Genomic DNA, 12,711 nt, shown 5'->3' with positions numbered 1-12,711 from the left:
ACCCGATTCCAGTCACGCATTTCAACTCCAAGGGGAATAAACATGACTCGACTCATCGCTCTACTGCTGATTGCAGGCACGGCGGCTCTCGCGGGCTGCAACACCGTCTCGGGCGCTGGCCAGGACATTTCGAAGGGCGGTCAGGCCATTTCGAATTCCGCCGAGGAGCACAAGTAACGGGCGAGGGGCGCCGCATCGTTGCGGCGCACGCGCTCAGGCGTTCCATAGCGTTGATGTAGGACCCTGTCTTCCCGCCACGTTCGCGTGGCGGGATTTTTTTTGCGTCGCTGCGGCGCTCGCGAAATGCAAAAAAAACCCGGCCGATGCTGCGCGGCCGGGTTTCGTTGCTTCAGGCGCTCGTCTTTATTGCGTGTCGGGCAATTCCAGCGCCGGTTGTTGCGTGTTGCCGCCCTGCGCGACCAGCATACGGATCTTCTCCGGCACGAGTTGCGAGACCGCATTGCCCGAAGGCAGCGTCGTCACGAGCCAGTCCGCGTTGTTGACGAGCGTGAACGAGGCCGATGTGTAGACCGGCGTCTTCGTGCCCGGCAGCGTCGCGATCAACTGGTACGTGCCGCCCGAGACATAGATGGAATCCTGCGTCGTCGCGGGCACGGCGTTCTTGTAGGCGACGCCCGCCATCGTCGGACTGACGCTCGCGATGTTCGTCCCCGGCGCGACGAGATAGATATCGAGGTTCGGCGCGTTCGTCGACGCGTTGAACGCGCGCACGCGCGCGCTGCTCGACAGCAAGCCCTTGTCGAACGGATCGTCGATGACCGCGATCGACGGCAGGAAGCCCGCATCCGGCAGCGCGATCACCGTGTACTCGTGCCCTTTCGCGGCGTTCGAGATGCTCGTGTCGGTGGCGAGTTGTGTCGTCGTGTTGACGGCTGCGTACGAGAAGCTGTGCTGGCCCGTATCGATGTTCGCGAAGTTGGTCACCGCCTTGTAGGCGAGATTCGGTTGCAGGATCTTGGCGTTGTCGTAAAAGTCGACGTTCGGGCCGCTCGGAATCGCGTGGATGAAATGGACCTGCGCCGGCGTGACGCCGATTTCCTTGCCGACATCGTCGGAGCTTCCGCCGCAAGCGGAGAGCAAAGCGGCGACGGCGGCGAGCGCGGCAGCGGTGCGGATGAGCTTCATGGTTCCACCTTTTTGTCTGGTTCTTTTCTATTCGAGTCCGTGGCGCGTGTGCGTGATGCCCGGCCTGGGACTCTCCCTTGTTGACCTTCCCTGTCCGCTTGCAACGAAGTTTGGTTTCGAAGACTCGGCGGAACGGGCGTTCGCATGGAGCAATCGACGTGCCCCTGATCGGTGCTTGAGCGCTTGGATGAGCCTCGAAGCCTTGTGGGATAAGGCTTTGCTTTCGTTAGAGGATTGCTTCGGGATGAGTACAAGCGGCGAACTCGGCACGCTGACACGCCTGCAAATCTCCCGATGGAAACACTCAATTTTCCAATCTGGAGAAGCGGCAAATCGAAACCGATCGATAGAATCGGTGACGCGGTTCGTAAAACATTCGGAGTCGTTTCAGGGATGCAGGATGATTTTCAGTCGATGTATAAGCAGGCGGCCGAATGCTATAACGCTGGCCAATGGCAAGGCGCTGTGTTCTGGAGTGAACGATGTCTGAGCATCGAATCGGATAACGCGGAAGCGCTCCATTTGCGTGGCATCGCCGCGCTTGCACTCGACGATCCAAAAGACGCGCAACGCTGGGTTCTGAAAGCAATCGAGCGTTCGCCGAATCCGGTTTTCCTCAATTCGCTCAGCGTGATTCAGACGCACCTGGGCGCATTTGCCCGCGCCGCCGAAAGCGCGCGAACCGCACTCGACATCGCAATGCAAGGGCACCCGGATATCGATAAGAGCGTCGTGCTCTATAACCTCGGTCGCGCGTTGCAATTGGATTTGCGCTTTGCCGAAGCGGCTGAGGTATATCGCGAGGTGATCGATTTCAGCCCTCGTCATTTTCAGGCGCACAGCAATCTCGGCGCATCGTTGAAGTCGCTGGGCCACCTCGACGCGGCAGTCGAGCAACTCCATCGCGCTTTGTCGATCCAGCCGGCGAATCCGGAGGCTCAGGGCAACCTCGGTCATGCGTTGCTCACGCTGGGTCGGTACAGGGACGCGTGGCCGCACTTCGAACATCGGTGGTCCACGTTTCAGGATGAGAGCGGCAACAGGAACGTCAATCCGCCGAATCTGCCGATGCCTCAATGGAAAGGCGAAAGCACGCGAGCGGATCGGGATCGTCTGCTGATACTGCACGAGCAGGGGCTGGGTGACACGCTTCACTTCTGCCGATATATCCCGATGGCGATGGAGCGTTTCTCTCAGGTGGGCTTCGCCGGCCCCGAACCTCTTCGACGCCTGTTGAGCCGCGCTTTCGGTTCGACGTCATCGAAGTTCGTGTACCTCGATGCGACGCGCGTTGACTTGCGACAGTGGGACATGTACAGCCCGCTGCTGTCACTGCCGATGGCGTTCGACACGGATGCAGACTCCATCCCGGCCGCGATTCCTTACTTGCACGCGGAACCGCGCGCAGCGCAGCGCTGGTCGAAACGGCTCGCCGGCCTGCACAACCCGGCGCGGCCGCGTATCGGTCTTGCGTGGGCCGGCGGCGGGCTGGTGCCGGAAGTGGATGCGAGACGAAGCATGCCGGTCGAGATGATCGACGCGCTCATCGCCTGGCCTCATGCGCTCTGGATCAGTTTGCAGAAGCCAGCGAACGACGAGAAGAGATTGCAACGCCGGCAGCGCGTGCATATCGTCGACTGGATGAACGAGATGAACGATTTCGCCGATACTGCCGCGCTCGTCGCATCGCTGGATCTCGTGATCTGTGTGGACACATCCATAGCGCATCTCGCCGGCGCAATGGGCAAGCGCGTATGGCTGCTCAATCGGTATCAGGGTTGCTGGCGCTGGATGCGCGATCGTGAGGATACGCCGTGGTACCCGAACATGCGCATCTTCAACCAGAAAGAACGCGGCGACTGGAACGAGGTATTGGCACGCGTGGTCGCGGAACTGGAACGGGGTGCCTGGCGGTCGTCGTAGTTGAATAACCCGCCTGAGCTTCGGGGGCAGTCGAGCCCCTCCTGCCCCTCGTCGACCACGCTCGCCTTGCCGCGCCCGCAGTTTAGACGCCGCTCGCGTCGAGTTCCCGACTGAGCTGCTCGCCATGACGCATCGCAAGCGTGCGAAAGGCCGGCTGCATACCCATGTAGTGCACCATGAAGGTATTGCGCGTTTGAAGCTGATAAGGCGTGTTTAGCGTTGTGCAGTCGATCAGTTCGTCATAGGTGGCTTTTCCATGACGCTCCATGACCTTGATGAAGATGTCCTGGTCACCGCCGTTCGCGTACACAGTCGACTTGTCCGACATTTCGCTCACCGTCTGCGCGACTTCTTCCAGCAACCGAGCATTCTCCCGCGTGTTACGAAATCCCATGACACCCGAGTTGAAATGCCAGCTGATATCCGCCGCCAACACCCGATCGGCGTTCTGCAACATTGGTTCCAACGGCTTCTTCTGATCGACGACGAGCACGTCCGCATCGATCCAGAACACCCATTGATGCTGTCCGAGATGATGACGCAGCACCCATGGCTTGAACCAGTTGCCCGCTGCATTCCAGCCGGCCTGATCCGGAATGTCGCGATAAACATGCAAGGCATAACCGTGACGCGCGCAATAACGCCGCAGGTTGGCTTCCGCGATCTCGCCGTACTCGCTGACGTTCGGCGTGTACAGCATGGTCAGCGCAATGGGCGCATCGGCATTCATCGCTTCATAGCGTGCAGCGCGATCAGGCGTGTTCTGCCGCGGCCACGTGAAGAGAGGCCGCCCTTCTGCCTGGCACGCGTTGATATGCTCCGCGAGCAGATCGCGCAGCTTCGTGCAGACTGGATAGTTTCTAGGCGCGACTGACAAATCCACGAGCGCCAAGGCCAGGACCGGGACGTCGACCCAGAACATCGACGTATCCAAAGCGACCGGCGAGACAGCGAGGTGCCCGTTATATTCGCAGTCGAACGGTTCCGGCTTCAACAGCGTCAACAGGTCCGATTCGCTCAGCGGCGTTTCATAGCAGAGCTTCGTACCACCGAAAAGATAGCTGGCAAGCGCGCGTGACATGATCGTGTTGCGCCACAACTGGAATGACGCCATGACATAGTCGGAGTCCAGCGCGGCAATCCAGTCCGATTCGCGACCTTCCATCAACACTTCGCAGCGAATATCGCCTTTCAGCAAGCAATCCTGTGTCAGCAGCAGAACGAGATCGCCTTCCGCGCAGGCGCGCAACGCTCGCAAGAGCACCTGATACTTCATGATCATGCGCAGTTGCGGCCAACCTATTGCGCTCGCATCGACGTATTCGTGCGTGTATCCCTGCCGCTCGCAGTAGAGGCGATGATTTTGCAACGAAGCGCGAGCGCTATCGTCCGCGAAGAAACTGATGACGTGGGTGGTCATGGCGATGCTCCGTGTTCCCGCGAGCCGGCTTCGCGACTACGCGTTTCTGCCGCGGATTTTGTCCGCCGCTCGGTGCACGGGCAAGTGTGAAGACAGATTGTTTCACTCTGCCGCTTAAGGCGCGAAAGCCGTTTCGCGTCAGTTCACAACCGGCGCTAAGCCACCCCCCGCCGCCGATAATCGAACCAGAACGAAAGCCCCACAGAAAGCAAAATCACGACCGTCGCGATAACGGTCCATTGCGTGATGATTTCTCCGAGCAGCAACGCGCCCAGCAACACCGCGACAACCGGATTCACATAAAGACAACTCGTCGCGACGATCGTGCTCGTATGCCGAATCAGAAAGTTATACGCGACATACGCGGCCATCGACCCAATCACCACGAGATACACGAACGAAAATCCCGCGCCGACGCTCATATGCGTCACCCGCTCGCCCGCCGCCAGCGCGATTGCCGTCGCGATCAATCCGCCGAGCCCGATCTGCAAGGCCGTCGACATCAGCAGATCCGAAGGCTGCGGCAGACGCGTCGCCAGATGCGCGCCGCCCGCCCAGAAAATCGCGGCGCACAGAATCGCCAATGTACCGACGGTCGAACTCGGAGAAGGATCGCCATGATTCAAGAGCACGATGCCGATGAGACCCAGCGCCACCGCGAACCATTCACCCCTGGCGACGCCGCGCCCGCTGAGCGCGGTGAAGATCGTCGCGAAGAGCGGCACGGTGGCCACCATCACCGCGGCCGTGCCGGTTCCCACCGTGCGCATGCCGTAGGCCATCATCCCGCTCGACAAACCCTCCAGCAATGTGCCGACGATCGCCGCATTGCGCACTTCCCGCGCGCTGGGCCACACCGCCTTGCGATGCACGGCGATCACGAACAGCCCGACGCCCGCGCACAGATTGCGCAGGCCGCCGAGCATGAGCGGCGGAAACGACTCGAGCGACAAATGAATCCCGAGATACGTCGAGCCCCACACGAGATAAACGACGGCCAGCGCGAGCGCGACCTGCCCTTTGAACGAGCGCGGCGCACGAAACGGAAAACGGTCGGGGAAACTGAACGGCAGACGCGGCGGCGGCAAAGCGGACATGCATTACTCCGCAACGGCTGCGCGCCGGACAACTGCAAATGGGACGGGGAAATACGCTGCGGCGACTACCAGACTGAACGGCATGACGGGACGAAAGAAGTGCGATTGCGCGAGGAGAGACCGCGCGACCCTCGGGAAAACCCCGAGAATCCGCGGCGCCCGACATTATGCAGTAAGCACGGAACGCGTTTGCACAACTTTACGAATGGTTGCCAAGACGCCACGCCGCGGTGTAACGTGTCGGCTGCTAACGCGGGGGTCCTGCGTTGCACATCGCGATCTCGATCGGTTCTATCGACGAAATCGCTTCGTGTGGCGTGGGTGAGAAATACCCTTTGAACCTGATCTGGATAATGCCAGCGCAGGGAAGCGTTCGGGTTCCATGGTTTGCAGCATCAGGCCACTTCTTCCGGACCCGTACCTTTCCATCTCGTTCCTCCCTGTTTAGCTCCTGAATCAGCCGAGCTCGACGGCGTTCGTGTGTGCGTCGTCGTGCTTCGGCAATAAACCATCCCTACAGGAGAGACAGCACATGAATGCCAACCCGAAGTTCCTGTCCGAGAATGCCGTCGTCGATGCCGCCGCCATCGCGCCGCTGCCGAACTCGCGCAAGGTCTACGTGACCGGCTCGACGCCCGACATCCGCGTGCCGATGCGCGAAATCACGCAATCGGACACCCCCGACGGCTTCGGGGCAGAGAAGAACCCGCCGGTGTACGTGTACGACACCTCGGGCCCGTACACCGATCCCGACGCGAACATCGACATCCGCGCGGGTCTGCCCGCCGTGCGCGCGCAATGGATCGAAGCACGAGGCGACACTGAACAGCTCGATGGCTTGTCGAGCGAATTCGGCCGCGAGCGCGCCGCCGATCCGAAGACGGCCGAACTGCGCTTTCCCGACCTGCATCGCCATCCGCGCCGCGCGCTGGCCGGCAAGAACGTCTCGCAGATGCACTACGCGCGGCAAGGCATCATCACGCCCGAGATGGAGTACATCGCGATCCGCGAAAACCAGCGGCGCGCGGAATACCTCGAAAGCCTGAAGCAGAGCGGCCCGAACGGCGAAAAGCTCGCCGCGATGATGGGCCGCCAGCATCCCGGCCAGGCCTTCGGCGCGGCGGCGTTCGGCAAGGATGCGGCGAAGGAAATCACGCCCGAATTCGTGCGCGAGGAAGTGGCGCGCGGCCGCGCGATCATCCCGGCGAACATCAATCACCCGGAAAGCGAGCCGATGATCATCGGCCGCAACTTCCTCGTGAAGATCAACGCGAACATCGGCAATTCGGCGGTGACCTCCTCCATCGGCGAGGAAGTCGACAAGATGACGTGGGCGATCCGCTGGGGCGGCGACACGGTGATGGATCTCTCGACGGGCAAGCACATCCACGAAACGCGCGAGTGGATCATCCGCAATTCGCCGGTGCCGATCGGCACGGTGCCGATCTATCAGGCGCTCGAAAAGGTCAACGGCAAGGCCGAAGACCTGACGTGGGAAATCTTCCGCGACACGCTCATCGAGCAGGCGGAACAGGGCGTCGATTACTTCACGATTCACGCGGGCGTGCGCCTGCAATACGTGCCGCTGACCGCCAACCGCATGACGGGCATCGTGTCGCGCGGCGGCTCGATCATGGCGAAGTGGTGCCTCGCGCATCACAAGGAAAGCTTCATCTACGAGCACTTCGAAGACATCTGCGAAATCATGAAGCAATACGATGTCTCGTTCTCGCTCGGCGATGGCCTGCGCCCCGGCTCCATCTACGACGCCAACGACGAAGCGCAGCTCGGCGAACTCAAGACGCTCGGCGAACTGACGCAGATCGCGTGGAAGCACGACGTGCAGGTGATGATCGAAGGCCCCGGCCACGTGCCGATGCAGCTCATCAAGGAGAACATGGACCTGCAACTGGAATGGTGCGACGAAGCGCCGTTCTACACGCTCGGGCCGCTCACGACGGACATCGCGCCGGGATACGACCACATCACGTCGGGTATCGGTGCGGCGATGATCGGCTGGTTCGGCACCGCGATGCTCTGCTACGTCACGCCGAAGGAGCACCTCGGCCTGCCGAACAAGGACGACGTCAAGGTAGGCATCATCACCTACAAGCTGGCGGCGCACGCGGCGGATCTGGCCAAGGGTCATCCGGGCGCGCAGGTTCGCGACAACGCGTTGTCGAAAGCGCGCTTCGAATTCCGCTGGGAGGATCAGTTCAACCTCGGCCTCGATCCCGACAAGGCGCGCGAATTCCACGACGAAACTCTGCCGAAGGATTCGGCCAAGGTCGCGCACTTCTGCTCGATGTGCGGCCCGCATTTCTGCTCGATGAAAATCACGCAGGACGTCCGCGATTTCGCCGCGAAGCAAGGCTTGAGCGAAAACGAGGCGCTCGCGAAGGGCATGGAGACGAAGGCGATCGAGTTCGTCAAGAAGGGCTCGGAGATTTACCAGCCGACTTGATGCTTGTTTTTGGCTGACAACGGCCTGTCGCACAGCGCGTGCGGCAGGCCGTTTTTTTATTGGAATCGGGCGCAAAGCCTCGTCGCGTATGGATGAGCGATCAATCTGACGATTCGGGCACTTTTCCTGCTGGGAAAACGAACGAACCGGCGAAAAACATGGCGGCCCCCGTTGGCCGACGCCGAAACGGTCACTGCGCGGCTCGCGTAGCCGCGTGTGAACCGGAGCCGATTCATCTCATCATCGAATTGGAGAGTCGACATGAAAAACATCAAACAGATCGGCGCCGCTGCAATGGTCATCGCGTTTCTGGGAGGATTGACCGCTTGCAGCGACATGACCACGCGTCAACGGGATACCGCCATCGGCGCAGGCGTGGGCGCGGCCGGCGGAGCGGTGATCGGCGGCAGTGCACTTTCGACGTTGGGCGGCGCTGCGGTCGGCGGCGTCATCGGCAATCAGGTCGGGAAGTAAGGAGGTGGCCGTTTTCGGCGGCGAAGTGTTGCGCTTCGCCGCGTCGAACCGATCCGCTGTTTCATGTTTGTTACAGAAAGGCGTTTCGGTAATGCTTTGTCACATGACATCGGACGCCTGCGCGCCATCGTTCGTCTAAGCTGTTTCTAACGGACCGTTCGATTTTCATCGAGAAGAGTCCGGCAAGCCGTAGCGCAAGGAGCAGCATCATGATTTCCGCCTTTATTCCCGGACCCAAAACGGCCGCCGCCGCGCTCGCCGCCGGGCTGCTTCTCAGCGGGTGCTATTACCCTTACGGGTATCCGGCTTATCCACCCTATCCCGTCACGAGTGCGACCTACGCGCAGCGTGAGTTCGTCGTTCCCGCATCGGGAGCGGCTGTAGCGACCTCGCCTGCCACGCTGCCGCCGCAGTACGAGTACGCCGTCGGCTCGCCCTATTCCGACTACTACCAGACCTATCCGTACCCTTATCCGTATCCGTACTATCCGTACGCCGGGTATCCCGCGTATTACGGCTATGGATATGGCTACGGCTATCCGGCGGTCTCGATCGGCTTCGGCTATTGGGGCGGCGGCGGTTGCTGCTGGGGTCACGGATGGCACGGCGGCGGATGGCACGGCAACGGCGGATGGCACGGCGGCGGAGGCGGCTGGCACGGTGGCGGCAGCAGTTGGCACGGTGGCGGAGGCGGCGGCCACGGGCACTGAGCGCCGTGTCGCGATCGCGCCGGATGACACAGAAAAGCCGTCCGGCGCACGCCTGCGTAACAAAGCTGCAACATTTTCTGATCGGCTCGCGCACTTACGCGCACATTACGCAACTGTGCGCTGCGACACTTGCCTTATCCGACAAGGCTTCGGCACATTTCGCCAGACGATTGGCACAGTTCTGGCTACATAGCTCCCCTATTCGACACGTCGCAACGGCGACCCAGGTAGCAAACCTCGCGCGCATCGCTGGCGCACTTTCCGTATCGGGGGATCGGACATGATGGCCTTTATGTTTTTCCTGCTGTGGATGCTCGCCTCGCTCGGCCTTCTGACCGTGTGGGTGTTCCGCCAGACGCCATCTGTCCGCCATGACGAACGCGCGCCGGACGCGGTCGCCAAGGGCTGACGCTCTCCACTTCCGCGCCGCTCCCGCATCGACGACGCGCCCGCAAGCGGCGCGTCCCGTCACGCCGATGCCGCAATGGGCGGGCATTCACGCCTTGACGCAGGCCGTTCGCGCCCTATTCTTAGTGTGCGCGTTATGCGTTTGCTTAAGCCCGCGGCCGGCTTCTGCTTAACATCGAACTCCACGCGCATGGCGGCTTCGCTTCGCGCCGCTTCGGCTCATGACAGAGAGAAGGAGACCCGATGTTCCACCAGCTACTCACCCCGATCGCCAATTCCCTGTTCGCATCGTTCATCGTCGCCGCGCTGCCGATCATCCTCGTGCTCGTGCTGCTGGGCTGGGCGCGCCGCCCCGCGTGGCAGGCATCGCTCGCGGGCTTGATTCTCGCGCTCGTCATCGCCGTGGCGGGCTGGCATTTCCCGGTCGCGCTCGCGCTCGATTCGGTCGCGGCCGGCGCCGTGTTCGCGCTATGGCCGGTCATGTGGATCGTCTTCGCCGCGATCCTGCTCTACAACGTCGCGCAACGCTCGGGGCGTTTCGAGGCGTTTCGCCTGTGGATGGTCGATAACCTCCCGAACGACCGGCGCATCGTGCTGGTCGTGATCGGCTTCTCGTTCGGCGCGCTGCTCGAAGGAATCTCGGGCTTCGGCACGCCGATCGCGATCACGAGTTCGCTCCTGATTCTGCTCGGTTTCCCGACGCTCGAAGCGCTCACCTTCACGCTGATCTTCAACACGGCGCCGGTCGCGTTCGGCGCGCTCGGCGTGCCGATCACCGTGCTCGGCGCGGTCACGCACCTGCCCACCGATGCGCTCGCGAAAATGGTCGGCCGCCAGTTGCCGCTCTTCGCGTTCTTCCTGCCGTTCTACGTGATCGGCATTTACGCGGGCTTTCGCAACATGCTGCGCGTGTGGCCCGTGCTGCTCGTCTCCGGCGGCGCGTTCGCGCTCACGCAGTTCGTGACGTCGAACTACATCAGCTATGCGCTGACCGACGTGCTTTCGTCGCTCGTCTCGCTGATTCTGACGATCGCGTTCCTGCGCGTGTGGAAGCCCGTCGCCGACGAGCGCTTCGCCGTGAACGTCGAGCGCCTCGGCAACACGGGCGCGACGCTTTCGGGCGGCCACGGCTGGGTGCCGTGGATCGTCGTATCGGTGGTGGTGATCGTGTGGACGGTGCTCAAGATTTTCCTGATCGGCGACGTCAAGGTGCCGTGGCCCGGTCTCGACAAGGCCGTCTACATCACGCTCTATAACCAGCCGTACGGCGCGATCTGGGACTTCCAGCCGCTCGCGACCGGCACCGCGATCCTGGTGGCGTCGATCATCACGGCGCTGCTCGTGAAGCTGCCCGCGCGCGAGTACGGCGCGGCGATCGCGGATACGTGGGTGCAGACGCGCATCGCGATTCTGACGGTCGCGACGATCGTCGGCCTTGCGTATCTGATGAACTACTCGGGCATGAACTACACGCTGGGTCTGGGCGTGGCGTCGGTCGGGCCGTTCTTCCCGCTCGTGTCCGCGTTCCTCGGCTGGGTGGCGGTGTTCCTCTCCGGCAGCGACACGTCGGGCAACGCGCTCTTCGGCAATCTGCAGGTGGTGGCGGCGAATCAGCTGAACCTGAATCCGGTGCTGATGGCGGCGACCAACTCGTCGGGCGGCGTGATGGGCAAGATGATCTCGCCGCAGAACATCTCGACCGGCGTGGCGACGACCGAGCTCAAAGGGAAGGAAGGTGTCGTCTTCGTGCGCACCTTCAAGCATTCGATCCTGCTCACGATCGTGCTCGGCGTGCTCGTGTGGCTGCAGCAGAACGTTCTGACGTGGATGATTCCGCCGCACTGAAAATCCGGCGCGTTTCTCCCGCTTCTTGCGCTCTCGTTCGGCGGGCGTTCTATCGATACGGGCGCGGTGCTAACATGCGCGGACTTTCAATCAGCATCCCGAAGTCCGCCTCGCCATGTCACCCGCCAATCTGCTGCAACTGATCGTGCTCGCCGCCCTGTGGGGCGCATCGTTTCTCTTTATCCGCGTCGGCGTGGCCGAGTTCGGCGTCGCACCGCTGATGGCCTTGCGCGTGGGTATCGGCGCGGTGTTTCTGGTGGCGATGCTGCTGGCGCGCCGTCCGTTCGCCGCCACCGTCAAGACGCTGCGCACGCGCTGGCTCCAGTTGCTGGCCGTCGGCATTCTCAACTCCGCCGCGCCGTTCTGTCTCTTCGCGTACGCCGAGCTGACGCTTTCGGCCGGCGCGACGTCCGTCATCAACGCGACGACGCCGCTCTTCGGCGCGCTCGTCGCGTTCCTGTGGCTCCGGGACCGTCTGACGACGGCACGCTCGATCGGCATGGCGATCGGCTTCGCGGGCGTGCTCGTGCTGGTGTGGAATCAGATCGCGCCGGATCACGGCGGGCACGATGCGGCGCTGCCGGTGCAGGGCATGCTGGCGGCGGCTGCGGCGCTCGCGGCTTCGGCGCTTTATGGCGTCGCGGGCAACTTCGCGAAGAAGTATCTGATGGACGTCGACGCGATGACCAACGCCGCCGGCAGCATGATCGGCGCAACTCTCACGCTCGCGCCGATTGCGTTTCTCACCTGGCCCGCCGTGCCGGTTTCGGCGCACGCGTGGGGTGCGGTGCTCGCGCTCGGCATCGGCTGCACGGGCATCGCTTACTTCATCTATTTCCATCTGGTCGCGGTCGCGGGGCCGGCCCGCGCGATGACCGTCACTTTCGTCATTCCGCTCTTTGGGATTCTTTGGGGCGCGGTGTTTCTCGGCGAACATGTGTCGATTGCGATGATCGCGGGGTGTGGGATCGTGCTTGCGGGGACTGCGCTTGCTACCGGTGCTGTGAAGCGTGTGCCGTTCGTTGGGCGGCGTAAGCTTGTGCCTTGAGATTTCGGGGAACTTGTTTTCGTGTCGGTTTATTGGCATTGCCCCTGTGCGGGGCGGCAGTCACTTTCTTTGCTGCTGTGTATAGACCGGAGACATGGTTGACACTTTCGTCGGGGACATGGTTGACACTTTGATCATCGTGTATCGGGCTGGTTCGGGTCAAACGTCATGAGTCG

Annotated in this window: 11 protein-coding genes and 1 riboswitch; of the genes, 8 read left to right on the top strand and 3 right to left on the bottom strand. The window is 62.1% G+C overall.

Annotated elements, in window-relative coordinates; translation table 11 throughout:
• Positions 1-42 precede the first annotated feature (42 nt).
• Complete coding sequence (locus QCE73_RS04715; RefSeq protein ID WP_016344885.1) at positions 43-177, top strand: entericidin A/B family lipoprotein; 135 nt, start codon at positions 43-45, stop codon at positions 175-177.
• A gap of 186 nt (positions 178-363) precedes the next feature.
• Here QCE73_RS04715 and QCE73_RS04710 read toward each other — a convergent pair whose 3' ends face one another.
• Entirely contained in the window at positions 364-1,146 is a 783-nt protein-coding gene (locus QCE73_RS04710) for a DUF4397 domain-containing protein (RefSeq protein WP_187608979.1), read from the bottom strand.
• Between the two features lie 393 nt (positions 1,147-1,539).
• On the opposite strand from QCE73_RS04710, the gene QCE73_RS04705 reads away from it, so the two are divergent.
• Complete coding sequence (locus tag QCE73_RS04705; RefSeq protein ID WP_309879980.1) at positions 1,540-3,069, top strand: tetratricopeptide repeat-containing glycosyltransferase family protein; 1,530 nt, start codon at positions 1,540-1,542, stop codon at positions 3,067-3,069.
• An 82-nt stretch (positions 3,070-3,151) separates the two neighbouring features.
• On the opposite strand, the gene QCE73_RS04700 is transcribed toward QCE73_RS04705, so the two are convergent.
• The gene (locus QCE73_RS04700) at positions 3,152-4,489 is read right to left on the bottom strand and encodes a hypothetical protein (RefSeq protein ID WP_309879978.1); all 1,338 of its coding nucleotides are present in this window, start codon (positions 4,487-4,489) and stop codon (positions 3,152-3,154) included.
• 155 nt (positions 4,490-4,644) lie between these two features.
• A complete protein-coding gene (locus QCE73_RS04695; RefSeq protein ID WP_309879977.1) occupies positions 4,645-5,586 on the bottom strand; it encodes an EamA family transporter in 942 nt (313 codons plus the stop codon).
• A 244-nt stretch (positions 5,587-5,830) separates the two neighbouring features.
• Positions 5,831-5,972, top strand: a riboswitch (TPP riboswitch).
• Positions 5,973-6,118: 146 nt separating this feature from the next.
• Here QCE73_RS04695 and thiC point away from each other — a divergent pair.
• From thiC to QCE73_RS04665, 6 genes are all read left to right on the top strand, one after another.
• Positions 6,119-8,050, top strand: a complete 1,932-nt coding sequence (gene thiC / locus QCE73_RS04690; protein WP_309879976.1) for a phosphomethylpyrimidine synthase ThiC — start codon at positions 6,119-6,121, stop codon at positions 8,048-8,050.
• A gap of 294 nt (positions 8,051-8,344) precedes the next feature.
• A complete protein-coding gene (locus tag QCE73_RS04685) occupies positions 8,345-8,524 on the top strand; it encodes a glycine zipper 2TM domain-containing protein (protein ID WP_371881107.1) in 180 nt (59 codons plus the stop codon).
• 209 nt (positions 8,525-8,733) lie between these two features.
• Positions 8,734-9,234, top strand: coding sequence for a hypothetical protein (locus QCE73_RS04680; protein ID WP_309879975.1), 501 nt, complete (start codon positions 8,734-8,736; stop codon positions 9,232-9,234).
• 280 nt (positions 9,235-9,514) lie between these two features.
• Positions 9,515-9,643: a hypothetical protein gene (locus tag QCE73_RS04675; RefSeq protein WP_273591704.1), complete on the top strand. Its 129-nt coding sequence runs from the start codon at positions 9,515-9,517 to the stop codon at positions 9,641-9,643.
• Between the two features lie 242 nt (positions 9,644-9,885).
• Entirely contained in the window at positions 9,886-11,487 is a 1,602-nt protein-coding gene (locus QCE73_RS04670; RefSeq protein ID WP_035511636.1) for an L-lactate permease, read from the top strand.
• Positions 11,488-11,602: 115 nt separating this feature from the next.
• Complete coding sequence (locus tag QCE73_RS04665; protein WP_309879974.1) at positions 11,603-12,535, top strand: DMT family transporter; 933 nt, start codon at positions 11,603-11,605, stop codon at positions 12,533-12,535.
• Positions 12,536-12,711: the final 176 nt, after the last annotated feature.

The organism is Caballeronia sp. LZ029, from assembly GCF_031451275.1.
GTDB lineage: Bacteria > Pseudomonadota > Gammaproteobacteria > Burkholderiales > Burkholderiaceae > Caballeronia > Caballeronia jiangsuensis.
Note: the sequence above shows the minus strand (reverse complement) of the source record. Positions and strands in the feature narration are given on the sequence as shown.

Bases quoted from the DNA above. Each gene is read 5' to 3' on its own strand.
- QCE73_RS04705 (WP_309879980.1), top strand. From the start codon at position 1,540: ATGCAGGATGATTTTCAGTCGATGTATAAGCAGGCGGCCGAATGCTAT.
- QCE73_RS04710 (WP_187608979.1), bottom strand. From the start codon at position 1,146: ATGAAGCTCATCCGCACCGCTGCCGCGCTCGCCGCCGTCGCCGCTTTG.
- QCE73_RS04700 (WP_309879978.1), bottom strand. From the start codon at position 4,489: ATGACCACCCACGTCATCAGTTTCTTCGCGGACGATAGCGCTCGCGCT.
- QCE73_RS04715 (WP_016344885.1), top strand. From the start codon at position 43: ATGACTCGACTCATCGCTCTACTGCTGATTGCAGGCACGGCGGCTCTC.
- QCE73_RS04675 (WP_273591704.1), top strand. From the start codon at position 9,515: ATGATGGCCTTTATGTTTTTCCTGCTGTGGATGCTCGCCTCGCTCGGC.
- thiC (WP_309879976.1), top strand. From the start codon at position 6,119: ATGAATGCCAACCCGAAGTTCCTGTCCGAGAATGCCGTCGTCGATGCC.
- QCE73_RS04665 (WP_309879974.1), top strand. From the start codon at position 11,603: ATGTCACCCGCCAATCTGCTGCAACTGATCGTGCTCGCCGCCCTGTGG.
- QCE73_RS04695 (WP_309879977.1), bottom strand. From the start codon at position 5,586: ATGTCCGCTTTGCCGCCGCCGCGTCTGCCGTTCAGTTTCCCCGACCGT.
- QCE73_RS04680 (WP_309879975.1), top strand. From the start codon at position 8,734: ATGATTTCCGCCTTTATTCCCGGACCCAAAACGGCCGCCGCCGCGCTC.
- QCE73_RS04685 (WP_371881107.1), top strand. From the start codon at position 8,345: ATGGTCATCGCGTTTCTGGGAGGATTGACCGCTTGCAGCGACATGACC.
- QCE73_RS04670 (WP_035511636.1), top strand. From the start codon at position 9,886: ATGTTCCACCAGCTACTCACCCCGATCGCCAATTCCCTGTTCGCATCG.